The organism is Pseudomonas sp. DNDY-54, from assembly GCF_019880365.1.
GTDB classification, from domain to species: domain Bacteria; phylum Pseudomonadota; class Gammaproteobacteria; order Pseudomonadales; family Pseudomonadaceae; genus Stutzerimonas; species Stutzerimonas stutzeri_P.
Window position 1 is genome coordinate 3,623,285 of record NZ_CP082271.1, and the last position, 23,451, is coordinate 3,646,735.

21 protein-coding genes are annotated in these 23,451 nt (G+C 62.8%); 13 read left to right on the forward strand and 8 right to left on the reverse strand.

Features of this window, described 5'->3' with window-relative positions; genetic code table 11:
• The first annotated feature begins 62 nt into the window (after positions 1–62).
• Positions 63–497 carry a VOC family protein gene (locus K4O48_RS16900; RefSeq protein WP_222909522.1) on the forward strand — a complete coding sequence of 145 codons (435 nt, stop codon included), beginning with the start codon at positions 63–65 and terminating at the stop codon, positions 495–497.
• Here the strand turns inward: K4O48_RS16900 and K4O48_RS16905 are convergent.
• Entirely contained in the window at positions 494–1,336 is an 843-nt protein-coding gene (locus K4O48_RS16905) for an SDR family oxidoreductase (protein ID WP_222909523.1), read from the reverse strand. The two genes, K4O48_RS16900 and K4O48_RS16905, sit on opposite strands and share 4 nt — an antisense overlap.
• A 202-nt stretch (positions 1,337–1,538) precedes the next feature.
• Here K4O48_RS16905 and K4O48_RS16910 point away from each other — a divergent pair, with 202 nt between their 5' ends.
• Positions 1,539–2,276, forward strand: coding sequence for a substrate-binding periplasmic protein (locus tag K4O48_RS16910; protein WP_260523649.1), 738 nt, complete (start codon positions 1,539–1,541; stop codon positions 2,274–2,276).
• Positions 2,277–2,341: 65 nt separating this feature from the next.
• On the opposite strand, the gene hrpB is transcribed toward K4O48_RS16910, so the two are convergent.
• Entirely contained in the window at positions 2,342–4,861 is a 2,520-nt protein-coding gene (hrpB, locus tag K4O48_RS16915) for an ATP-dependent helicase HrpB (RefSeq protein WP_222909524.1), read from the reverse strand.
• 178 nt (positions 4,862–5,039) lie between these two features.
• Between hrpB and K4O48_RS16920 the strand changes: the two genes are divergently transcribed.
• The 5 genes from K4O48_RS16920 (at position 5,040) to K4O48_RS16940 (ending at position 8,753) form a co-directional block, all read left to right on the forward strand.
• Positions 5,040–5,456, forward strand: a complete 417-nt coding sequence (locus K4O48_RS16920; RefSeq protein ID WP_222909525.1) for a polyribonucleotide nucleotidyltransferase — start codon at positions 5,040–5,042, stop codon at positions 5,454–5,456.
• The gene (locus tag K4O48_RS16925) at positions 5,456–6,382 is read left to right on the forward strand and encodes a cation diffusion facilitator family transporter (protein WP_222909526.1); all 927 of its coding nucleotides are present in this window, start codon (positions 5,456–5,458) and stop codon (positions 6,380–6,382) included. The genes K4O48_RS16920 and K4O48_RS16925 overlap by 1 nt, the downstream gene beginning before the upstream one ends.
• 940 nt (positions 6,383–7,322) lie before the next feature.
• Positions 7,323–7,802, forward strand: a complete 480-nt coding sequence (locus K4O48_RS16930; RefSeq protein ID WP_222909527.1) for an Lrp/AsnC family transcriptional regulator — start codon at positions 7,323–7,325, stop codon at positions 7,800–7,802.
• Positions 7,803–7,968: 166 nt separating this feature from the next.
• Positions 7,969–8,361 carry a globin gene (locus K4O48_RS16935; protein ID WP_222909528.1) on the forward strand — a complete coding sequence of 131 codons (393 nt, stop codon included), beginning with the start codon at positions 7,969–7,971 and terminating at the stop codon, positions 8,359–8,361.
• 173 nt (positions 8,362–8,534) lie between these two features.
• Positions 8,535–8,753 (forward strand): DUF2788 domain-containing protein, encoded by a 219-nt coding sequence (locus K4O48_RS16940; RefSeq protein ID WP_131649723.1) that lies wholly within the window; start codon positions 8,535–8,537, stop codon positions 8,751–8,753.
• A gap of 18 nt (positions 8,754–8,771) precedes the next feature.
• Here K4O48_RS16940 and K4O48_RS16945 read toward each other — a convergent pair whose 3' ends face one another.
• A complete protein-coding gene (locus tag K4O48_RS16945; RefSeq protein WP_260523650.1) occupies positions 8,772–9,401 on the reverse strand; it encodes a pseudouridine synthase in 630 nt (209 codons plus the stop codon).
• Positions 9,402–9,739: 338 nt separating this feature from the next.
• Between K4O48_RS16945 and urtA the strand changes: the two genes are divergently transcribed.
• From urtA to K4O48_RS16975, 6 genes are all read left to right on the forward strand, one after another.
• A complete protein-coding gene (gene urtA / locus K4O48_RS16950) occupies positions 9,740–11,008 on the forward strand; it encodes an urea ABC transporter substrate-binding protein (protein ID WP_222909529.1) in 1,269 nt (422 codons plus the stop codon).
• A 256-nt stretch (positions 11,009–11,264) separates the two neighbouring features.
• Positions 11,265–12,836, forward strand: coding sequence for an urea ABC transporter permease subunit UrtB (gene urtB / locus K4O48_RS16955; protein ID WP_222909530.1), 1,572 nt, complete (start codon positions 11,265–11,267; stop codon positions 12,834–12,836).
• 208 nt (positions 12,837–13,044) lie between these two features.
• Positions 13,045–14,124, forward strand: a complete 1,080-nt coding sequence (urtC, locus tag K4O48_RS16960; protein WP_222909531.1) for an urea ABC transporter permease subunit UrtC — start codon at positions 13,045–13,047, stop codon at positions 14,122–14,124.
• Complete coding sequence (urtD, locus tag K4O48_RS16965; protein ID WP_222909532.1) at positions 14,121–14,963, forward strand: urea ABC transporter ATP-binding protein UrtD; 843 nt, start codon at positions 14,121–14,123, stop codon at positions 14,961–14,963. The genes urtC and urtD overlap by 4 nt, the downstream gene beginning before the upstream one ends.
• 170 nt (positions 14,964–15,133) lie before the next feature.
• On the forward strand, positions 15,134–15,832 hold the full coding sequence (gene urtE / locus K4O48_RS16970; RefSeq protein ID WP_222909533.1) for an urea ABC transporter ATP-binding subunit UrtE: 699 nt from the start codon (positions 15,134–15,136) through the stop codon (positions 15,830–15,832).
• A gap of 568 nt (positions 15,833–16,400) precedes the next feature.
• Positions 16,401–18,632 carry a DUF6351 family protein gene (locus tag K4O48_RS16975; protein WP_222909534.1) on the forward strand — a complete coding sequence of 744 codons (2,232 nt, stop codon included), beginning with the start codon at positions 16,401–16,403 and terminating at the stop codon, positions 18,630–18,632.
• A 156-nt stretch (positions 18,633–18,788) separates the two neighbouring features.
• On the opposite strand, the gene K4O48_RS16980 is transcribed toward K4O48_RS16975, so the two are convergent.
• The 5 genes from K4O48_RS16980 to K4O48_RS17000 are packed head-to-tail and all read right to left on the reverse strand — an operon-like array spanning position 18,789 to position 23,301.
• Positions 18,789–19,931, reverse strand: coding sequence for an ABC transporter substrate-binding protein (locus K4O48_RS16980; RefSeq protein WP_222909535.1), 1,143 nt, complete (start codon positions 19,929–19,931; stop codon positions 18,789–18,791).
• A gap of 24 nt (positions 19,932–19,955) precedes the next feature.
• Positions 19,956–20,663: an ABC transporter ATP-binding protein gene (locus K4O48_RS16985; RefSeq protein WP_222909536.1), complete on the reverse strand. Its 708-nt coding sequence runs from the start codon at positions 20,661–20,663 to the stop codon at positions 19,956–19,958.
• Entirely contained in the window at positions 20,650–21,417 is a 768-nt protein-coding gene (locus K4O48_RS16990; RefSeq protein ID WP_222909537.1) for an ABC transporter ATP-binding protein, read from the reverse strand. Before K4O48_RS16990 ends, K4O48_RS16985 begins: the two co-directional genes overlap by 14 nt.
• Positions 21,410–22,438, reverse strand: coding sequence for a branched-chain amino acid ABC transporter permease (locus K4O48_RS16995; protein ID WP_222909538.1), 1,029 nt, complete (start codon positions 22,436–22,438; stop codon positions 21,410–21,412). The genes K4O48_RS16990 and K4O48_RS16995 overlap by 8 nt, the downstream gene beginning before the upstream one ends.
• Positions 22,438–23,301, reverse strand: coding sequence for a branched-chain amino acid ABC transporter permease (locus K4O48_RS17000; protein WP_222909539.1), 864 nt, complete (start codon positions 23,299–23,301; stop codon positions 22,438–22,440). Before K4O48_RS17000 ends, K4O48_RS16995 begins: the two co-directional genes overlap by 1 nt.
• Positions 23,302–23,451 lie beyond the last annotated feature (150 nt).

Sequence of the window (23,451 nt, forward strand, 5' to 3'; positions counted from 1 at the left end):
AGGCGGCACACCGCGATTTTACAAACTAGGCTTGGTCTCCACCCTTCAAGGAGGCCAAGCTCATGACTGACCAGAACCCCAGCATCCTGTCCCACGTATCCCTCGGCAGTAATCGCTTCGATGAAGCCGCTACCTTCTACGATCAGACCCTCAGCACGCTCGGGTGCAAGCGCATCATGGCTCATCCGGGTGCGATCGCCTGGGGGCGTGAATATCCTGAGTTCTGGCTGCAAACGCCGATCGACGGCCAACCAGCCAGCATTGGCAACGGCACGCATATTGGGTTCTTCGCGGCGGACAAGGCGTCGGTCGATGCGTTTCATCGTGCTGCGCTGGCCGCGGGCGCCACGGATGAAGGTGCACCAGGACCACGAGAGGAGTACGGCGAGCCCTACTACGGCTGCTTCGTACGCGACCTGGACGGCCACAAAATCGAGGCCGCCTATTGGGATATGGAGCTGGTCCAGCAGCTCTACGGCGACGCGCCGACCGCCTAGCCTGCGCCGGATGTCGTCCGCGCACCGGCCAGCCGCGGCAACAGCAGGTGCTCGAAGGTGCGCGGAAAGCAGCGCGCCACCAGCCGCGCACGCCAGTCGAGATTCGACAGCACCAGCAACCGACGCCGTTTCAAGGCGCCCTGATAGATGGACTCCGCCACATCCTGCGGCGACGCCACGCGGCCCACCGCCAGCGCCGGTTGGGGCGCGGTGGAGCCATCGCCGATCAACACATTCTTGCGCAGATCGGTCGCTGTGTATCCCGGACACACCAGCATCACGTTGACACCGGTATCGGCCAGCTCGCTGCGTAGGGTTTCGAACAATCCATGCAGGGCGTGCTTGCTGGCGTTGTAAGCACCGCGGTCTGGCACCGGCGCGTATTGCGAGAGTGAGCTGAGCACGATGATCTGCCCTTCACGGGCGATCAGGCTTGGCAAGGCCGCCTGGGTGCAATGCAACGCGCCGTAGAAGTTGACCGCCATGATCCGCTCGAATACCGCCAGGCTGGTCTCGGCGACCCGGCTGCGATGGGTGATGCCGGCGTTGTTGATCAGCACATCGATCCCGCCGAATCGCTCCACCACCAGCGCAATGGCCTGCTGCACTGCCGCGGCATCCGACACATCGCAGCACAGCCCTAGCGCATCGGCGTTGTGATGATCTGCCAGGTGCTGCACCAGCCCATCAAGGGCGTTCTGATCGAGGTCGAAGATCACGATCCTGGCGCCGGCCTGGGCCATCCGCTCGGCCAGCGCACGGCCGATCCCGGCGCAGCCGCCAGTGATCAACACCACTTTGCGATCGAACACCTTGCTGGTGAATACCTTGCGATACATAAACTCTCCATCGGGTCATGCGCGTAACCGAACCCGATCGGCACGGCACGCTCTGGGCTCAGCATAGCCAGCCTCGCGCTTCTTCGCAGAGCCCTTGGTGTTGACGCAGTAGGTCGGGAACCCGCGTGCACCAATCTGGACAGCCGGACGCGTGGCGGCCATGCTGACCTCATGCGCGAACCACAAGGGGCAGTGAATTACCTTGAAGCCATTATTCTGGATTCTGTTTGCGGCGGCTCTGGCAGGGCCCGGCGTTGCCGCCTCCGAGACGTCGAGAACCCTGATTGTCGGGTACTACGATTTCCCACCGGCCATTTACAGCGATCCGCAGGGCCAGCCACAGGGGCCGTTGGTCGACCTAACCCGTCGCGTGCTCGCCCGCGCAGGTTTTAAGGCGCAATTCCGTGGTTTGCCGAGTGCCCGGTTGTACGCCGCGCTGCAGAACGGCAGCGTCGATCTCTGGCCCGGCGCGCCGGGCAAACCTGAGCTGCGATCCGACACGCTCGAGGGTCGGGAAACCCTCGCCCACATCAGCCTCAACCTCTATCACCGGCCAGACACCCCCCGCCCGACCATGCCCAGCAGCCTGCGCAAACGTGGCGTCATCATCATTGGTGGCTACAACTACTGGCCACAGGTGAACCAGATGCTGCACGACCCACAACTGCAGATTCGCCTGCACCGAACGGCCACCCATACATCGGCGCTAGAAATGCTGAAACACCGCCGCGCCGACTATCTTCTCGACTATCAGGTACCGGTGAGCCAGGCGTTGAAACGCCTCGGTATGGAGGCGCTCCCCCATGTCGAGCTCCATAAGGTCGCCATCCGCTTCATCGTGTCGCGCCATGCCGACGACAGCCAGACGGTGGTCAATTCACTGGATCGAGCCTATGCCGAGATGTCGGCGGCAGGGGAGGACCTGAGTCTGCCGGAATAGTGTCAGCTGCACCTGGGCGCCTGCGTGGACCCTTCTGGTGAAGCACGTGGATCGATCCGCAGCGCTCAGGTTCCGCGCGGCTTGGCACGTGCGGTAGGCTCCGCCATCAGCGGGTCATCGGGCCAATAATGTTTCGGATATCGCCCTTTCAGGTCTTTTTTCACCTCGGCGTATGTATTTGCCCAGAAGCTCGCCAGGTCCTGCGTCACCTGCACAGGGCGGCGCGCGGGTGACAACAGATGAAGCTTGATCGGCTGACGCCCGCCGGCGACTCGCGGCGTGTCCGCCAACCCGAACAGCTCCTGCAAGCGTACCGCCAGTACCGGCGGTGACTCACTGTAATCGAGCCGCACCCGCGATCCAGACGGTACGGCGATGGCAACCGGAGCCAGCTCATCGAGTCGCTGTGGCAATGGCCACGGCAGCAAAGTCGCAAGCATGGCTTTCAGGTCCAGCTGGGCGAAATGTGCCAGCCGCGACACCTTGCCCAGATAGGGCAATAACCACTCCTCCAGCCGAGCCAGCAGCGCATCATCGCTGACATCCGGCCATTCGCTGTCCGCCCCGGCCGACACTTCGATCTGCCGGAGTAGCCGAATGCGCGCCTGCCACTGGCGCAGCTCCGGCGTCCAGGGCAACAGCTCCAGCCCCTTGCGTCGCACCAGACCGAGCAGCGCGCGGCCTCGCGCCTCGTCATCCAACCCCGGCAAGGGCTCTCGGCTGAGTATCAGCTCACCGATTCGCCGCTGCCGCTCGGCCCGCAACACACCTTCGCGTTCATCCCATTCCAGCTCGTCACGCTGGCGGACCTGCTCGCTCAGCACCTCGTCGAACAGCGCAGGGTCCAACGCCGCGGCGCGGTAGATGCGTTCCTCGCGCTGGCCCTGACGACTGCCCAGCTCGGCGATCACTAGCCATGATTCCTTCATCAATGCATCCGGCTCGCCGAATACCGCGGCGCGACCGTTGGCCAGGCGGTATTCGCCGCCCGCTTCACGCCGTTGACGAGCGATCCGGTCGGGATAGGCAAACGCCAGCAGCGCACCCACCCAGCGATGGTCGGACGCATCGACAGGTGCCACACCCGAAGAACCTCGCAGAAGGCCGCGAAACTGGCGTGCCAACTGGCGAACCCGCTGCGCACCGCCATGTCGCCCGGCGCTGCCTTCGAGCAGCCCCAGACGCGTGGAGATATCAGTTCCGCCGCCGCGCTGGATGTCTCGTTCAACCAGCAGCGCGGCGAGATCAGCCGCCAACGGCGCGAGCCCCAGCGCCTGACCGCGCAACAGCATATGAGCGATCCGCGGATGCGCGGGCAGTTCGGCCATGGCGAGACCATGAGCCGTCAATTGCCAGCCGCCACGAGCGTTTCGACCGAGCGCGCCGAGGCGCTCAAGCAGGTCCTGCGCCTGCCGGCAAGCCGCCGCTGGTGGCACAGCCAGCCAGGCCAGCTCATCCGGTTCGACACCCCAGCGAGCCAGCTGCAGCGCCACGCCGGCCAGATCGGCCTGCAGAATTTCCGCCTCGCCATAGGCGGCCAGCTGCGCATGCTGGTCTTCCGACCACAGCCGGTAGCACGCGCCAGGTTCCAGGCGCCCCGCACGCCCTGCCCGCTGCGTTGCCGAAGCGCGGGAGATGCGTCGGGTTTCCAACCGGGTCATGCCGCTGCCCGGATCGAAGCGCGGCACCCGCGCCAATCCTGCATCAACCACCACCCGTACGCCCTCGATGGTCAGGCTGGTCTCGGCAATATTGGTCGCCAGCACCACCTTGCGTTTGCCGGCGGGAGCGGGTTCGATGGCCGCGCGCTGCGCCATCAAATCCAGTTCACCATGAAGCGGGCAAAGCATCACCTCGCCTCGATCCCCCAGCTGTTCGGCGAGCATGTCGTTCACGCGGCGGATTTCAGCCTGCCCCGGCAGGAACACCAGCACGCTGCCGGGCTCTTCGTCCAATGCTTGCAGAACGGTTTGCGCCACCCGCTGTTCGATACGCTCGCCCGCCTGAAACGGACGGCCCCAGCGCTGAGCGACCGGATACATGCGGCCTTCACTGCGCACCACCGGCGCGTTGTCGAGCAGGCTCGACAGACGGGCGCCCTCCAACGTGGCGGACATCAACAGGAGTTTTAGCGGCTCATCGCGCAGCAGAACGCGCGCATTGAGCGTCAGCGCCAAGGCCAAATCGGCATCCAGACTGCGTTCGTGAAACTCATCGAAGATCACCAACCCAACGCCTTCGAGCGTTGGGTCATCTTGCAGGCGGCGCGCAAGAATGCCTTCGGTCACCACTTCGATGCGGGTGTTCGGCCCGACTTTGCTTTCGAGCCGGATGCGATAGCCAACGGTTTCGCCGACCTTCTCGCCCAGCTCGCTGGCCAATCGCTCGGCGGCCGCGCGGGCAGCGAGGCGGCGTGGTTCGAGCATCACAATCGATTGCCCAGCGAGCCACGGCTCGTTCAGCAGCGCCAGCGGCACGCGAGTGGTCTTGCCGGCGCCAGGCGGCGCTTCGAGCACCGCTTCATCACGGCTTAGCAGGGCCTGGCGCAGCGCTGGCAGGACCTCATCGATGGGCAGACTAATCATGGCGACTCCGCGTTCAGGGCGGCGATTATAGCGAGCCTGGCCCTCCGGGGAGACCGCGGGCCTGATGCAGTCGCAAGCATCGGCGCCCCCCCGAACAGAGCGCGCTGCGAAGCTGTCTGATGTCGAGAAAACATCACGCAGCCCTTGTATAGTTGCGCCACTTTTACCGGAGGTCCTTATGCGTACTCGTTCCCGTGTCATCGGCGGCGTGCTGGCCGTCTCCCTGTTCACTCAACTGTCGGCGTGCGGCACGCTGTTTTACCCTGATCGTCGCGGACAGATCGACGGCAAGATCGACCCTGCCATTGCCGTTGCCAATGCGGTGGGCCTGCTGTTTTATGTAATCCCCGGATTGATCGCCTTCGGTATCGATTTCGCCACCGGCGCGATCTACCTGCCTGACAACGAATACTCAATGGCGCCGGAAAAACTCCAGGAAGCCATCGGTGCCGACGGCCAGATCGACCAGGCCAAGCTCAAAGCCATCATCGAAACGGAAACCGGCCGCAGCCTGCCATTGGATGACCCGCGCCTGATCCGGCACAACGGCAGCGCCGAGCAGCTTGCTGCCTTCGGATTGCGTCCGGCCGCCTGATGCAACACACCCGCGATCGCAGGGGCGTCAGCGCCGAGCACGCTCGGTTGATGCGCCGGGCCACACGACTGGCGCTGGCAGTTGCCTTGACGCTGGCCGCGAGCAAGGCGTTGGCCTGGTGGCTGAGCGGCTCCGTCAGCCTGCTGGCGGGCCTCACCGACTCGCTATTGGACGGCGCCGCGTCGTTGCTCAATCTGCTGGCGGTGCATTACTCGCTGCGCCCGGCCGACGATGATCATCGCTACGGCCACGGCAAGGCCGAGGCGCTGGCGGGGCTCGGCCAGGGCGCCTTTATTTCGGTCAGTGCCATTCTCGTCTGCGTTCAGGGTGTGGACCGCATGCTGCACCCGCAACCGCTGGGCGCGCCAACGCTGGGCATCGCCGTGATGCTGCTGTCGCTGGCACTGACGGTGGCGCTGTTGCTGTATCAACGCCATGTCGTGCGCGAGACCGGTTCCACGGCGATCCGCGCCGATTCGCTGCACTACCGCTCGGATCTGCTGCTCAACAGCAGCATTCTTGTTGCGCTGGTGCTGGCCGGTTACGGCCTGGAGCGCCTGGACGCGGTCTTCGGTATCGCCATTGCGGTGTACATCTTCTGGAGCGCGCTGAGCATTGTGCGAGAGGCCGGCGCCGTTCTGATGGATACGGAGCTTGCGCCTGAAATCAGCGAACACATGCATCAGCTGGCCTGCGACGTGCCCGGCGTGGTGGGTTGCCACGATCTGCGTACCCGTGTCTCGGGCACACGCTGGTTCGTGCAGATGCATCTGGAGTTACCTGGACAGCTGCCGCTGATCGATGCGCATGCCTTGTGCGATCAAGTCGAGGCGGCGATTCATGCCAGGTACCCTCGGGCGGAGGTGCTGGTGCATGCTGATCCGTTGGAGGTGGTGAAGCCGAAGGGTGAAACAGGATCCGAATAGCGGAATCGCCGACCTGAACGATCTGTTCAGAGGCGATTATCGAGTGGCCCGTTCGCTTGGTTTCGCCCTGCTGGGCGAGTCACTTTTTCTTGTGTGGCCAAGAAAAAGTAACCCAAAAGAAGGCCACCCCTGCATCCGGGTTTTGCTTCGCAAAACTTCCCTCCCTTCCGGTGCTGCTCCGGGGGTCGTCGCGAAGGGACATCCATGTCCCATCACTCCTCACTCGGCATCCATGCCTCGCGTCCCCCTGCGCAGCACCTACGCTCGGCCTTCTGAAGGGGAATCGAGTCCGAGTTGTCTGAAAGTTTGTGAACAGCGAAAAAACGATTTGCTAATCCCTGACAAACGAACCACCAGACGCCGCCGAACGCCCCTTTCAGCAGGCCGAATGGAATCCGCGCGGAGGGGAGCGAGCGGCATGGATGCCGCGAGAGGCGTAAAGGGCCAGGGATGGCCCTTGTACGCCGGCCCCCGTAGCGGGGATGGAATGAGGGAAGTCGAGCGCAGCGAGACCCGGATGCAGGGGCAAGACTTTTTGCTTACTTTTTTGGCGTTTGAAAAAAGTGAGGCGCCCAGCAGGGCGAAACCAAGCTATCAAACCGCTCGGAAGCGAGCTCAGCTACGGCCCCCGCTTCAAACACCAAAACGAAAAAGACCACGCCTGGGCGTGGTCTTTTCGATTCGTTGGGCCGATGGTAACGGCTTCTTCTCTCGACACCTCGTGAGCATCGGGGCCCGGACCGTCGACCTTGATAAGGTGTTCGGAGATCACGGCGGGGATCGCGTGCCGTGTCATTTCTGCCGGGGGCTGAAGTTGAATAAAGCTTACGCCTCGGCTGTCGGCAGATGTTTGCGAAGATTGCTCGTTTATCGCCTACTTGCGCAATCAATGCGCGCTGTAACATGATTTACCGCAATCATCCGACGCGAGCCATTATTAATGAGCAAACTAGACCGGTACGACTTACGCATTCTCCATGAACTGCAGCACGACGCGCGGATATCCAATCAGGAGCTAGCGGAACGCATTGGCCTGTCACCCTCGCCCTGTTCCCGCCGCGTCAAACAGCTCGAAGACGACGGCTACATCGCACGCCAGGTCGCCCTGCTGGACCGCAAGAAGCTCGGCCTGACCCTCACCGCCTATGTACTGATCGGCATGGACCGACACACACCAGAGCGCTTCGAGCATTTCGAAGGCGTGATCGGTAAATGCCCGGAAGTGCTCGAGTGCAGTTTGGTCACGGGGATGGACGCCGACTACCAGCTCAAGGTCGTGGTGCCCGACATGGAGCACTACCAGGCCTTTCTGCTTGGCACCCTGACCCGGATTGAAGGGGTTTCCAGCGTGCGCTCCAGCTTTGTGCTGCGGCAGGTATCGTCGAGCACCGAACTGCCGCTGGAGCACTTGCGAAGCTGAGACGTCGCTCACAGTTTCGCCCACACGGTTCGAAGGGTTACTGCCTATAATCCGCGCCCTTCTGTCCCGCCAGGCATGGGGCGTACCCCGCCCTGGCGGCCGGACAGCCACTCCGCCTGCCTGCCACAGGCGCCGCGCCATCAGGCTTCGTGCAAGGGAACATGCCATGAAAGAGACCAACCGCGTGATGCAGAGCTACGGCCGCTGCTGCGCGAGCCCCAGCTTCTTCGATGACTTCTACGCCGCGTTTCTCGCCAGCTCGCCCGCGGTGCGCGAGAAGTTCGCACGCACCGACATGACCGCGCAGAAACACCTGCTGCGCGCCGGCATCCTCAACCTGGTGCTGTTCGCCCGCGGCATGCCGGACACCAAGCTCCGCGCACTGGGCAAAAGCCATTCGCGCGAGCATCTCGACATCCGACCCGAGCTCTATGATCTGTGGATTGCAGCCTTGCTGAAGACGATCGACGACCATGATCCGGAGCTGCAGCAAGAGGACCTCCAGGCCTGGCGCCAGGTGCTCAACAAGGGCATCGACGTCATCAAGTCCCACTACTGACCTAGCAGGCTGAAGGCACCGGATAGAGCCGTTCCGCGACGATTCCTCGAACGCTTTGCTGGTTGTGCCGTCGAACATGGACCGGCAACGGCGCGCCGCGGCAGGCGTATACTTCGCCGCTCGCGCGCCCGGCCCGCCCGTGCGCATTGGTACATAACAGTCAGGAGATAGGCGTGGAGCCAGAAGTTTTTGAGAAGTGGATGATGATTGTTCTGGTCGGTGGCCTGATAGCCTTCATGGCGTTCATCATCTGGGACCTGGCCAAAAAATCGAAGGCCGGCCGGCTCGGCACGACAATCCTCTTCCTGGGCCTGGGTCTGTGCCTGTTTGCTTTTATCGCCAAGCCGATCATTGGCTACATCATCGAAGTCACTCAGGGCATACCGCACTGATCTTGACTCGTGCTGGCGTTACAAGCGCGCCGGCACTTCTCGCCATTCCCCGGGCTGCAGGCCATCCAGCGCCCACGGCCCGATCTGCACCCGCACCAGCCGCAAGGTTGGCAGACCGACCGCCGCGGTCATACGCCGCACTTGGCGATTACGCCCTTCACGAATCACCAGCTCCAGCCAGCAGGTCGGCACGCTCTTACGAAACCGCACTGGCGGGTTGCGTGGCCACAGCTCGGGTTCGTCGAGCTGCCGGGCTTCGGCCGGCAGCGTCAGACCATCGTTGAGCTCGACACCGTCGCGTAAGCGCTGCAGCTGTTCGATAGACACCTCGCCTTCCACCTGAACCCAATAGGTTTTCGCCAGCTTGTGCTTCGGGTCGGCAATCCGCGCTTGCAGCTGCCCGTCGTTAGTCAGCAGCAGCAGGCCTTCGCTGTCCCGATCCAGGCGGCCGGCGGGATACACACCTGGCACCGGCACGAAGTCCTTGAGTGTGGCGCGCCCATCAGCATCGTTGAACTGCGTGAGCACATCGAAGGGTTTGTTCAACAGCAGCAGGCGCGGCTCGGCCGGCGGCGCCTTGGCTACACGACGAGGCGGTGTTCGCGTTGCAGCAGGGCGAGGCGGACGGGGGCGAGAAGAACGAGGCATGGCGGAGCCTTTGATAACAGGCCGGCCATGCTAGGACGGGCATTGACGGCCAGCAAGGGCCAGCGTGGTCGATCGATCAGATTGCTGTTTACCGATCGGATCCCTGCTGCGCCTCGATCGGCACCACAACGGCGCATGGCGTGCGCCATGACCTCGCCAGGCGCACCTTTTTCGGACAACGCCCCGCGTACGCCCCGATAAGGCGCATTTCGGGAATTGACCGCAAAGCACCGGAACAGACGGTTTACAGGTGAATTGGCACGGATGCTGCGATAGCGGTTCATGTCCCCAAGGACCAACCCCACAGTTGCGCATGGACAGCCAAGGAGCCGCCCACAATGAAACGCCGTCCCCTACTGAAGTCCACCCTCGCCGCCAGTGCCCTGATGCTCAGCGGTCTGTTCCCGTTCACCCTGCAGGCCGCCGAGACCATCAAGGTCGGCATCCTGCATTCGCTGTCCGGCACCATGGCCATCTCGGAAACGTCCCTAAAAGACATGGCGCTGATGACCATTGACGAGATCAACGCCAAGGGCGGCGTGCTCGGCAAGCAGCTCGAGCCGGTGGTGGTTGACCCTGCATCCAACTGGCCACTGTTCGCTGAGAAGGGTCGTCAGCTGCTGACCCAGGATAAGGTCGCGGTGACCTTTGGTTGCTGGACCTCGGTTTCGCGCAAATCTGTGCTGCCGGTTTATGAAGAACTCGACGGCCTGTTGTTCTACCCCGTGCAGTACGAAGGTGAAGAGCTGTCGCCCAACGTCTTCTACACCGGCGCAGCGCCAAACCAGCAGGCCATCCCGGCCGTCGAGTATCTGATGAGCGAAGACGGCGGCAGCGCCGAACGCTTTTTCCTGCTCGGCACCGACTACGTCTACCCGCGCACTACCAACAAGATCCTCCGCGCCTTCCTGATCAGCAAGGGCGTACCGGAATCCAGCATCGAAGAGGTCTACACGCCATTCGGCCACAGCGACTACCAAACCATCGTCGCCAACATCAAGAAGTTCTCCGCCGGCGGCAAGACGGCGGTGGTCTCGACCATCAACGGCGACTCCAACGTGCCGTTCTACAAGGAACTGGCCAACCAGGGCCTTGACGCGACCGACGTTCCGGTCGTGGCCTTCTCGGTCGGTGAAGAAGAACTGCGCGGCATCGACACCAAGCCGCTGGTTGGCCACCTGGCCGCCTGGAACTACTTCCAGTCGGTGGAAAACCCGGTCAACGATGCCTTCGTTAGCAAGTGGAAGGCCTACGCCAAGGACAAGGGCCTGCCTGGCGCTGACAAGGCCGTGACCAACGACCCAATGGAAGCCACCTACGTCGGCATCCACATGTGGGCCCAGGCGGTCGAGAAAGCCGGCACCACCGACGTTGGCAAAGTGCGCGACGCACTGGCCGGTCAGACCTTCGAAGCGCCGAGCGGCTACACCCTGACCATGGACGAGAAGAACCACCACCTGCACAAGCCGGTAATGATCGGGGAAGTTCAGGACGACGGTCAGTTCTCGGTGGTCTGGGAAACCGAAAGCCCCGTTCGTGCGCAGCCGTGGAGCCCCTACATTCCCGGTAACGACAAGAAGCCGGACTATGCGGTGAAGTCGAACTGATTGGCGTGACAACAACGCCGTACGGCTTTTGTAGGGTGGGCTTTAGCCCACCAGCTCGTAGGGTGGGCCAGGCGGCGATCCGCCTCAGCCCACCAGTAACGTAATCGGTGGGCTTCAGTCCGTAGGGTGGGCTTCAGCCCACCAGTGGTGTCATCGGTGGGCTGAAGCCCACCCTACGAAACTACGCCGTCTGCGCCACTCTATCCTCCGTCAGCTCCGCCAAGAGAGCACGCGTCTTCCCCTGGGGAATGCCTGAATGAACACTGCCCTGCACCGACTATTGCTGCTGCTCCTGCTGGCCCTGCCCTGGGCGGCGCAGGCCGGAGACGCAGCCGATTACGCCAAGACCAGCCCGGCCAAACAGGCGAAGCTGCTGGAAAGCTGGGCCATTTCGCCCGATCCAGAACGGCTGCCACTGATAGAAGCGCTACGCGCCAGCCGCGTGGTGATCGACAAGAACAAGACGCCCTTCATTGAGGAAGACGGTAATTACCGCGCCCTCGAAGGCGACGCCGAGCCCGTCAGCACGCCGAAGAAGCTGCGACTGAACAACCGCCTGCGTGGCTTGCTGAATAGAGCGTTAGCCAGCCACCAGCTCTTCTCCAACGATCCTGCCCAACGACTCGCGGCGGCCAAGCGACTGCAGCGAAGTGGCCAACCGGAGCAGCTGCCGCTGCTGCAGCAACGCTTGGAAGCCGAAGATGACCCGGCCGTGAGCGAAGCCCTGACTTTGACTCTGGCTAATCTGCAACTGAGTGCTGAAGACCCGGCTGTGCGCCTGGCCGCTGTGCGCCTGCTCGGCGAAACCGGTGCGCCACTGGCGAGGGTGCGGTTGGAAAACCTGCTGACCGATGAAGCCGAGACCGACACCGCCGTGCGCAAGGCGGCTGAAACCAGCCTGGCCCAGGTCAAGCGCAAGCTCTTGATCGGCGAACTGCTCGGCCAAGCCTTCAGCGGCCTGTCGCTGGGTTCGATCCTGCTGCTCGCCGCGCTGGGTCTGGCCATCACCTTCGGGCTGCTCGGCGTGATCAACATGGCCCACGGCGAAATGCTGATGCTCGGCGCCTACACCACCTACATGGTGCAAGTGCTGATGGCGCGGCTCGTGCCGGAAGCCTTGGCGTTCTATCCACTGGTGGCATTGCCCGTTGCGTTCTTCGTTACCGCCGCCATTGGCATGGCGCTGGAGCGCACCGTGATCCGCCACCTCTACGGACGTCCGCTGGAAACTCTGCTGGCAACCTGGGGCATCAGCCTGATCCTGATCCAGCTAGTGCGCGTCTTATTCGGCGCGCAGAACGTCGAGGTCGCCAACCCCGGCTGGCTGTCCGGCGGCCTGCAAGTGCTGCCGAACCTGGTGCTGCCGTACAACCGCATGGTGATCATCGGTTTCGCGCTGTTCGTGGTGCTCTTGACCTGGCTGCTGCTGAACAAGACCCGCCTGGGCCTGAACGTGCGCGCCGTGACCCAGAACCGCAACATGGCTGCCTGCTGCGGCGTGCCCACTGGCCGCATCGACATGATGGCCTTTGGCCTCGGCTCCGGCATTGCGGGGCTAGGGGGCGTGGCGCTGAGCCAGATCGGTAACGTCGGTCCGGATTTGGGCCAAGGCTACATCATCGATTCCTTCCTCGTCGTGGTGCTCGGCGGCGTCGGTCAACTGGCCGGCAGCATCTTCGCCGCCTTCGGCCTTGGCATCGCCAACAAGATTCTCGAACCGCAGATCGGCGCCGTGCTGGGCAAGATCCTGATCCTCGCGCTGATCATCCTCTTCATCCAGAAGCGACCGCAGGGACTCTTCGCGCTGAAAGGGAGGGTGATCGATTGATGCCGCCATCGACCCACCGCCTGCCGCATCGCAGTAGGAGCGAGCTTGCTCGCGAACCGAGCTACGCGCCGTATTGCAGAACGAACCTACGCAGGGTTGCCGCGCAAGATTTCCGCTGCGTTGCGCCACGCCTTTCATGCGTAACGGCTTACGTTCAGATACCAACCCTTTGTTCGCGAGCAAGCTCGCTCCTACAGGAGAGCTGCGCATGAACCAGCCACTCACCATCACGGCCGCGCAGAAAGCCGGCCCAACATTGACAATCGTCGCCCTCGGCGTGGTACTCGCCATTCTGCTGGCCATGCCGCTGCTGCACCTGCTGCCGGCAGACAACGCCTTCCATGTCTCGGCCTACACCCTGACGCTGGTGGGCAAGATCCTCTGCTACGCCATCGTTGCCCTGGCGCTGGATCTGGTCTGGGGTTACGCGGGCCTGCTGTCGCTCGGCCACGGTTTGTTCTTCGCCCTCGGCGGCTACGCCATGGGCATGTACTTGATGCGTGAAAGTGCCGGCGACGGGCTGCCGGCCTTCATGAGCTTTCTCGCCTGGACCGAGCTGCCCTGGTACTGGTACGGCACCTCCAGCTTTCTCTGGGCCATGTGCCTGGTGGTGCTAGCTCCGGGCTTGCTGGCCTTCGTATTCGGCTTCTTCGCCTTCCGTTCGCGGATCAAGGGCGTCTACTTCTCGATCATGACCCAGGCGCTGACCTTCGCCGGCATGCTGTTGTTCTTCCGCAATGAAACCGGCTTCGGTGGCAACAACGGCTTCACCGACTTCAAGACCATTCTCGGCTTTTCGATCTCGGCCCCGGCCACCCGCGCCACGCTGTTCCTGGCTACAGTCGCGCTGCTCGTTGGCAGCCTGTTCTTGGGCTGGAAGCTAGCGCGCAGCAAGTTCGGTCGCGTACTGACCGCGCTGCGCGATGCGGAAAATCGCCTGATGTTCTGCGGCTACGATCCGCGGGGCTACAAGCTATTTATCTGGACCCTGTCGGCGGTGCTCTGCGGCCTGGCCGGGGCGCTCTACGTGCCGCAGGTGGGCATCATCAACCCCAGCGAGATGGCCCCGACCCAATCCATCGAGGCGGCCGTCTGGGTTGCACTGGGCGGTCGCGGCACGCTGGTTGGCCCGCTGCTGGGCGCCGGCATCGTCAACGGCATGAAGAGCTGGTTCACCGTGGCCTTCCCTGAATATTGGCTGTTCGCCCTCGGCGCGCTGTTCATCATCGTTACCCTGTACCTGCCAAAAGGCGTCATCGGATTGCTGCGCCGGAGGGGCGAACAATGAAAACCGCACCCGTACCCGAGCTGATCGACCCGGCGGACAGCGGCAGCGGCCGCGATGCCATCGGCCTCGGCCGAGCGAAGAGCGCCGGCCTCGATGCCCGCCACGGCACCATCCTCAGCCTTGAAGACATCAACGTCAGCTTCGATGGGTTCAAGGCGCTGACCAACCTCAGCCTGTACATCGGCGTGGGTGAGCTGCGCTGCATCATCGGCCCCAACGGCGCCGGCAAAACCACCATGATGGACGTCATCACCGGCAAGACCCGTCCCGACAGCGGCACGGCGTTCTTCGGCGACACCCTCGACCTGACGCGCATGAGCGAAGTCGAAATCGCCCAGTCCGGCATCGGTCGCAAGTTCCAGAAGCCCACGGTGTTCGAAGCGCTTTCTGTATTCGAAAACCTGGAGCTGGCCCAGAAAACCGACAAGTCTGTATGGGCCAGCCTGAGAGCCAAGCTCAACGGCAAGCAGAAGGACCGCATCGACGAAGTGCTGAATACCATTCGCCTGGATACCTCGCGCCGGCGCCCGGCCGGCTTGCTGTCCCACGGCCAGAAGCAGTTTCTCGAGATCGGCATGCTGCTCATGCAGGACCCGCAACTGTTGCTGCTCGACGAGCCAGTGGCCGGCATGACGGACGCCGAAACCGAGTTCACCGCCGAGCTGTTCAAGTCCCTGGCGCGCAAGCACTCGCTGATGGTGGTCGAGCACGACATGGGCTTCGTCGACACCATCGCCGACCACGTCACCGTGCTGCACCAGGGCCAGGTCCTGGCCGAGGGCTCGCTCGAAACAGTGCAGAACGATGAGCGAGTGATCGAGGTGTATCTCGGACGGTGAATTATTCGAAGGGTGGGTGGCGACCTTCTCGTCAGCCATGACATCCCATGGTGGATGGGTGAAGCGTCATCCACCCTACGCCCGCCGAACGTCCACGCCCGCATCAACGCAAACCTAATCGTAGGGTGGATAACGCCAGAGGCTTATCCACCAGAGTAAAGGAGTCGCACATGCTGCAAGTCCAACAACTGCATCAGTACTACGGCGGCAGCCACATCCTCCGCGGCCTGTCGTTCGACGCAAAGATCGGCGAAGTCACCTGCCTGCTCGGGCGTAACGGCGTCGGCAAGACCACACTGCTCAGATGCCTGATGGGCCTGATCCCGGCCAAGGAAGGCGCGGTGAACTGGGAGGGCAAGCCGATCACTGGCTTCAAAACCCACCAGCGCGTGCACGCTGGCATCGCCTATGTACCTCAGGGGCGGGAGATTTTTGGTCGCCTCACTGTGGAAGAGAATCTGCTGATGGGCCTGTCGCGGTTCAGCGCGAAAGAGGCCAAGGAAGTACCCGAGTTCATCTACGAGCTATTCCCGGTGCTAAAGGAAATGAAGCATCGCCGCGGCGGCGATCTGTCCGGCGGCCAACAGCAACAACTGGCCATCGGCCGCGCGCTAGCCAGCAAGCCCCGCCTACTGATCCTCGATGAGCCCACCGAAGGCATCCAGCCCTCGGTGATCAAGGAGATCGGCGTCGTGATCAAGAAACTTGCCGCCCGCGGGGACATGGCGATCCTGCTGGTCGAGCAGTTCTACGACTTCGCTGCCGAACTCGCCGACCAGTACCTGGTGATGAGCCGCGGCGAAATCATCCAGCAGGGCCGCGGCGAGACCATGGAAACCGAAGGGGTGAGGGGGCTGGTGGCGATCTGAGCGAGATCAGCTAATCGACACCTAACGAGTGGCTATCACTGGCTACTCAAACGCGCCCCCACCCAGGCGCTGCAGTGGTTATGGTCAACGATATTCGCTGAGGATGCCGAACAATGGCACCCGCAAGGCACCGCCCGCCCGGGTCGTGCAGCGCATTACGGCCATCGTCCGGTCAATTCAGTTGCATACGAGTCGGTCTGGTTATGGCCCGGGCGGGTGAGCACACCTAGACGCATCGCCTTTTATCTCCAGCGATCCTAACGGATCAGTTTCAGCTCGCGATTGCTGCGCCGTTACGCCTGTCTACCTGGGTCGCCGGCAGAACCGCAGCAAGCGTTTGGACTCTGATCAGCAGAGTTGGGGTACTCGGCTGGCTGCGCGCGGCCCCGCCTCCCGCCAAGTGCGCCCTTTTGGGGCGGACCTAGCCGGCGGTCGGCGAAGCGAAGCAACTGCTCGTTCGGCTTCTACGCTGAACGTCACGCAGGCAACCAGGCCAGACCTCGCGTGCAATCGGCTTTCCGGTGCAAGTACGCCTTGCGGCAACCCCCGTAAACCGAGGAAGACTCCAATGAAAATAATAAAAAACCGGTGTACCCACCGTGCCATTCGGTACGGCCTCGTTTCACTTTCGCTCGCAATCTGCAGTGCCGCTCAGGCGGCGCCGCGGCTAGTGCTCGAAAGCCTGTCTAACCGACCGGACAAACTCAGCGGCGGCGACGCCCTGATCCGTATCGGCCTGCAGAACCCGGCCGCTGCTGAAGGGCTGCGCGTCAGGTTGAACGACACAGACGTCACCGGCGCGTTCCGTCTGAGCGAGAACGGTGGCTCCATGATCGGGTTGGTTGAAGGGCTCGATGACGGCCGCAACCGGCTCATTGCACAGGTCCGAGGCAGCGGCCCCGCCTGGCTGACATTGATTTCCCATCCACTCTCCGGGCCTGTTTTCGCTGGCCCGAAGCAGGCACCGTTCGTCTGCGAAACCAATGAGTTCCAGGTCTATCCGGGCGGCGGAACGCTGGGCGCACCGCTTGACGAGAACTGCACCATTGGACGCCGCGTGGATTACCTCTATCGCACCCAATCTGGACAGTTCCGCCGCTACGACCCACAGGTGCCGCCCGGTGACCTCGCCATGACCACCACCCTTGACGGCGTTACCGTGCCCTACGTGGTGCGGCTGGAGACCGGGGTCATCAACCGCGCCATTTACCAGACCGCCGTGCTGGATGACCCGACGCGGCCCGGCCCGTCAATCGTTCAGCGCGACGGCGCCTGGAACGGCCGGCTGGTCTACAACTTTGGTGGCGGGTGCCGGTCGGGCTGGTACCGCCAGGGCAACAGCACCGGCGGCGTACTCGACCATCGCCAGCTGTCGCGTGGCTTCGCCACGGCCTCGGCATCATTGAACGTGTTCGGCAACAACTGCGACGACATGCTGGCCGCCGAGACCATGATGATGGTCAAAGAGCGCTTCATCGAAACCTATGGCCGGCCGCGCTATACCATCGGCTGGGGCTGCTCGGGTGGCTCGTATCAGCAGCATCAGATCGGTGACAACTACCCTGGCCTGCTCGACGGCATTATCCCCTCCTGCAGTTTCCCGGAAGTTGGCTTCGGCACTGCGTATACCCTCGCCGACTCGCGTCTGCTCTGGCACTACTACCAGAACACCGACCTGACCTGGACCGAAGAACAACTGCGGGCGGCTTCCGGCTTCGGTGTCTTCGCCACCATTCCCAACCTCGACAACGGTGCCGCACGCCTAGACCCCGTGCCCGGTCGTCCCGACCGAGCGTCAGCCGAATTCGACGCTTCGGTCGATCCCTCGTTGCGTTATCACCCAACCGACAACCCTAACGGTGCCCGGGCGACTATCTACGATCACGCGGTCAACAGCTATGGCGTGGATCCGCAGACCGGCTTTGCGCGCCGTCCGCTGGATAACGTCGGCGTCCAGTACGGGTTGGACGCGCTGAATGCTGGTCAGATCAGCACCGAGCAGTTTCTCGACCTGAACGAAAAGATCGGCGGCATGGACATCGACGCCAACTTCACGCCCCAACGCATGACCGCGGACCTGCGGGCCACGCTCGCGGCGTACAAGACCGGACGCATGCTCAATGGCGGCGGCGGGCTGGCCTCGATGCCGATTCTGGATTACGACCAGCTGTACACAGACCTGCAACCCGGCGGTGACATTCATCTGAAATTTCACCATTTCTCCACCCGCGAGCGTCTGCGCCAAGCCAACGGGCATGTCGATAATCACGTGATGTGGAGCGGCGGCAGCAACGCGGCGGACGATGCGGCCTACACGGGGCGCGTCGCTTATATCCAGGACCGTGCACTGGAGGCGATGGATCGCTGGCTGGCGCGCATTACCGCTGACACCAGTAGCGCGCCACGTGCCGTGAAGGTGGTGCGCAACAAGCCCGCCGATCTGCGGGACGGCTGCTGGACGCGCGAAACGCGGCCGAACTTCATTGCCGAGACGCAGCGCTTTGGTGGTCCCGGCACCTCGACCTGCAACGACCTCTACCCGGCGTTCCCCTCGCCACGGATGGTGGCCGGCGGCCCTATCGAGTCGAACATCATCAGATGCCAGTTGAAGGCGGTCGACCCGCGGGACTACTCAGTGGATTTCAGCTCGGCGGAATACGCACGGCTGACCCAGGTCTTTCCGGCAGGGGTCTGTAACTGGGAGGTGCCCGGCGTTGGCCAGACAGACCTGATCGGGACCTGGCTGGAATACACGGGATACGGTCGTTATCGCCGGGACCCAATGCCCCGATACGACTGATCATTGGCCGGTTCTGATAGGTGAAGTCTGGGTTCTCACGCGCAGCGTGGGAACCCAGCGGAACGCTCAGCAATCATGCTCTCGGCGCGGGCCGTCTCGATCATGCTGCCCGGAGCCAGGAACTCCAGTACAGGGTGCGTTTCTGCCCCCAAGCACTTACTCGCCGATGTCCTTACGCACGATCTTGCCGCCTTCTACCACGGCCATGGTGGTCGGGGTTATGAAACCACCATCGTCCGTGATGCCGTCGATCGAGTAGAGGTTGTACTTCGGATCCATTGCGCTGATCGCCTCGGCCATTTTGGCGCGGACCTGCTGGGGTTCGGTGCTACCGGCCAGCTCCATCGCCTTGGCCATGGCATGAAAGGCCAGGTAGTTATAAGCCGCTTCGGAGCCCGGCACCTTGCCGTGAGCCTGTTTGTAGCGCTCGACAAAGGCCTTGGCCGCTTCGCCCTCGTACTCGGACAGCGGCACCACACCGATGGCACCTTCCAGCAGATCGAAACCGCCAGTGACCGCAGCGATTTCATCCAGCTTGGCCTGGTCCATGACGATGAATCCACCCGGGAACCCGAGCTGCCGCGCCTGCTGCATGACCAGCCCAGTCGGCTCCGACGCACCGCCGACGAACATCACGTCCGGATTTGAGGCGATCACGCGGCTGACGCCGGTATAGAAGTCGGTCGACTTGTTGTAGTCCATGGGATTGCTTTCGACGATTTCCCCGCCCTTCTCCTCCCAGGCCTTGGTCATCATGTCGGTCCAGATCTTGGCGTACTCGTGGGTCGCGCCAGCGATGCCGAGCTTCTTGCCGTAATGCTTGAGCGCGTAGTCGGAGAAGGCATCGACGTAGCCGGTGAATTCCGGCGGGATGCGCACGGTCAGCGGATTGCCCTGCTCGGTCACCGACGGAACGCTGGTGTAGGCCATGATCAGGAAATCATCGGCGACGTTGAAGTCCTGCAGGGCGAACACGCCACCGGTATGCGGGACGAAGACTGCAGCGGCCTTCGACTCCTTCACCAGCCGCTTGGCGTTGGTCGCCGCCTGGCTCGGTGAATACTTGTCGTCCAGGCTGATGAGATTGACCTTGTAGGTCTCGTCGCCGATCTTCAAGCCACCGGCCTTGTTGGCGTCCTCGACTGCCATGCGCAGGCCGGACAGGGTGTTCTCACCGTAGAGCGCGGCGCCGCCGCTGAGCGGGCCGGTGAAACCGATATTGAGCGTCTGCTCGGCTAACACCTGTGAAGAAGTAAAGGCGGCGGCGATTGCCAGTCCAAGCGCTTTGAGCGTTTTCATTGTTATCTCCTGGGTCATGACTGTTCAGGCGCCGATATAGGCTTTGCGCACGGCTTCGTTACCCAGCATGGCCTGCTGGTCACCCTCCATCACCAAGCTGCCGCCTTCGATGACATAGGCCCGGTGAGCGATCTTCAACGCGGCAAACGCATTTTGTTCGGCTAGCAGCACGCTGGTGCCGGATTTGTTGATGCGCGAGATCACCTCGAACATCTGGTTGACAACCAACGGCGCCAGCCCCAGCGAAGGTTCGTCGAGCATCAACAGCCGCGGGCGGCTCATCAATGCTCGGCCGATCGCCACCATCTGCTGCTGGCCACCGCTCAGCGAGCCGGCCGGCTGGTTGCGTTTGTCGTGCAGGATGGGAAACAGGTCGAGCACTTCCTTCAGATTGCGCTTGTTGCCCTCGCCGTCGCGGCGATGCAGATAGGCACCGAGGGCGAGATTCTGCGAGACGGACATCTGCGGGAACAGCTTGCGCCCTTCCGGGCAGTGCACAACGCCAGCGGCAACCAGGCCGGAAGGCTTGAGGCCGTCGATGCGCTTGCCCTCCAGCGTAATGCTGCCAGCGGTTGGCTTGAGCAACCCGCTGATGGTGTTGAACAAGGTGGTCTTGCCGGCACCGTTGGCGCCGAGCAGCACCACCAGTTCGCCGGCGCCAACCGTCATGGAAACCTGGGTGAGCGCCTTGAAACTGCCGTAGCAGACATCGACCTGATCAAGCTGCAGCATCGTAGTCACTCCCCAGGTAGGCTTCGATGACGGCCGGGTTCGCCTTGATTTCGGCGGGCGTGCCCTCGGCGATCTTCTCGCCGTAATTGAGCACCATGATCTTGTCCGCCAGCCCCATGATCATGTCCATCTTGTGTTCGATCAGGCACACGGTCAGGCCGTGTTCGGGCATCTTGCGGATCAGCTGCGCCAGCCCTTCGGTTTCTTCCGGATTGACGCCTGCCGCCGGTTCGTCGAGCAGCACCAGCTTCGGCACGGTGGCCAGCGCCAGGGCAAAGGCGACGCGCTTGCGCTCCTCTTGAGAGATATCCAGCACCACACGATTCTCAAGGTGCGCAAGGCCGACGAAATCCAGCGCAGCGCGGGCCTTTTCGCGGCACTCACGTTCCTCTTGCTGCAGGCGTTTGGAGTTGATCAGCACGTCCCACAGGCCGGAACGGGTCCGCAGCCGATGGCCGACGATCAGGTTGTCCAGAACGGTGGCCTGCTCGAAAAGGTGCGTGGTCTGGAACGTACGACCAACTCCGAGCCGGGCCACACGGTCGCAACGCATCCGTGACACGTCATGGCCGTCGATAAGGATGCGCCCGGAGCTGGGTTTGTGTACGCCGGAAATCAGGTTGAAGAAGGTGCTCTTGCCCGCGCCGTTGGGGCCGATGATGGCGTTGATCTTGCGCGTTTCGAACTCGACGCTGACGTCATGGACCGCCGCCAGCCCGCCAAACATACGTGTCAGGTTTTCGACCTTAAGCATTGTTGTTCACCTCGTTGCCTGGGGTGACCTTGGTGGCGGCACGCGGGTCATTCGCCCGGGCTGCTGCGGTGTCATTGCGCAGCTTCCAGCCAAGGAAGGTGCCGATCACGCCACGGGGCATGAAGATCACCAGCACCACGATCAGCGGGCCGAAGATGATCATTCGGTAGTCAGCAAGGACCTGCATCGACTGGGTGATCCAGACGATCCCCACGGTGCCGGCCAGCGGCCCGAACAGGGTGCCGAAGCCACCCACCAGCAGATAGGTGATCATGTCGAAGGTGTGGTTGGGGTTGGCTTCTTCGGGGCCGATGAAGCGAATCATTGAGGCGTAAAGCCCACCGGCGACACCGGCATAGGTGGTCGAGAGGACGAAAGCCAGCAGCTTGTTGCGCATCAGGTCGATGCCCAGTGATTGGGCCAGCGCATCGCCGTTGCGGATCGCCATGAAGGTACGCCCCAGCAGCGAGCGAGCCAGCCGCCCGGCAAACCAGATCGCCAGGACCAGAAACAGCAGCGCGAGATAGTAGAAGGGCACCGTCTGGCTGAAATCCACCAGCCCGAAGCCGTCCGGCGCGGCGATGCCGCGAATGCCAATGGCGCCGTGGGTCAGCTCTTCCCACTTGTCGATCAGCAGGTAAATGATGAAGCCGACACAGAGCGTGAAGATCGCGAAGAAGTGCTCCCTCAGGCGCAGCGAGACGATGCCGACCAACGCACCCACCGCTGCCGAGACCAACGCCGCCGCCACGAACGCCGGCCAGAAATTCCAGCCATGGTCAGCCGTGAGAATCGCAAGCGTGTAGGCACCGATGGCGAAGAAGCCGCCGTGGGCCAGATTCAGCTGGCCACAGTAGCCGGTAATGATGTTCAGGCCGTAAACCGCGATGGCCCAGATGAAGGCGCTAGCCATCACATAGACCTGATATTCGCTCTTGGCGAATAGCGGGAAGGCCAGGGCCAGAGCCAGCAACGCCAACTTGGCGCCACGACCGGTCAGTAAGGACGCGAAACGATGCATCAGTGAGCCCCCTTGGCGAACAGCCCGGTCGGGCGGAAGGACAGGATCACCACCAGCAGCGAGAAGGCGATGATGTCCTTGTAATCCGAGGACAGGTAGAAGCCGCCGAAGCTCTCGGCGAAGCCAAGGATCATGGCGCCGATGATGGCGCCCGGAATGCTGCCCATGCCGCCGAGCACGATGATCACGAAGGCCTTCATGATCACAAGGTGCCCCATCGCCGGGTACACCAGGTTGATCGGTGCGTAGAGCGTCGCGGCGAAGGCGGCGAGCATTCCGGAGATGGCGAAGGTCAGCATCGCCACGCGGTTGGAGTCGATACCGACGAGGATCGCGCCTTCGCGGCTCTGGGCCATGGCGATGATGGTCGAACCCAGCATCGTCTTGCGCAGGAACAGGTGCAGCGCCAGCATCAGCGTGAACGCGCCGACGATGATCAGCAGGCGCTGCTCGGGGATGATCAGACCATCGAAGTTGAGGATGCCGCCATAGGGCGAGGCCATGCGGCGGAAGTCCGAGCCCCAGAGCATCTGCACCACCGCTTCGAGAAACAGCAGGATGCCGATTGCCGCGATCTTGTCGTGGATCGGCGGCGCATTGCGCAGCGGGTGAAAGACCAACCGCTCGGACAGCACTGCCAGTACAGCCACCACGACGCCGGACGCCAGCATGGCGATCCAGTAGTGCAGGCCGAGATCGGTCATGAAGAAGTACGACGCGAACGCGCCGACCATGTACAGCGCGCCGTGGGCAAAATTGGGAATGTGCAGGATGCCGTAAACGAGCGTCAGGCCAAGGGCGACCAACCCATAGATGCTGCCCAGGGTCAGGCCATTGAGCACTTGCTGGAACAATAGATTCAATGCGGCGTCTCCGTGGATCTTGTTGTTATGTGTGCCACCGAGCGATAGCCGACTGCCGCGAGCAAACCGGTGGAACGCGCGACCGCCGCCGGACATATCGGAACTCTTCGCCTGACTGACATTGGCACTCGCTTGCACCCTCGTCAAACG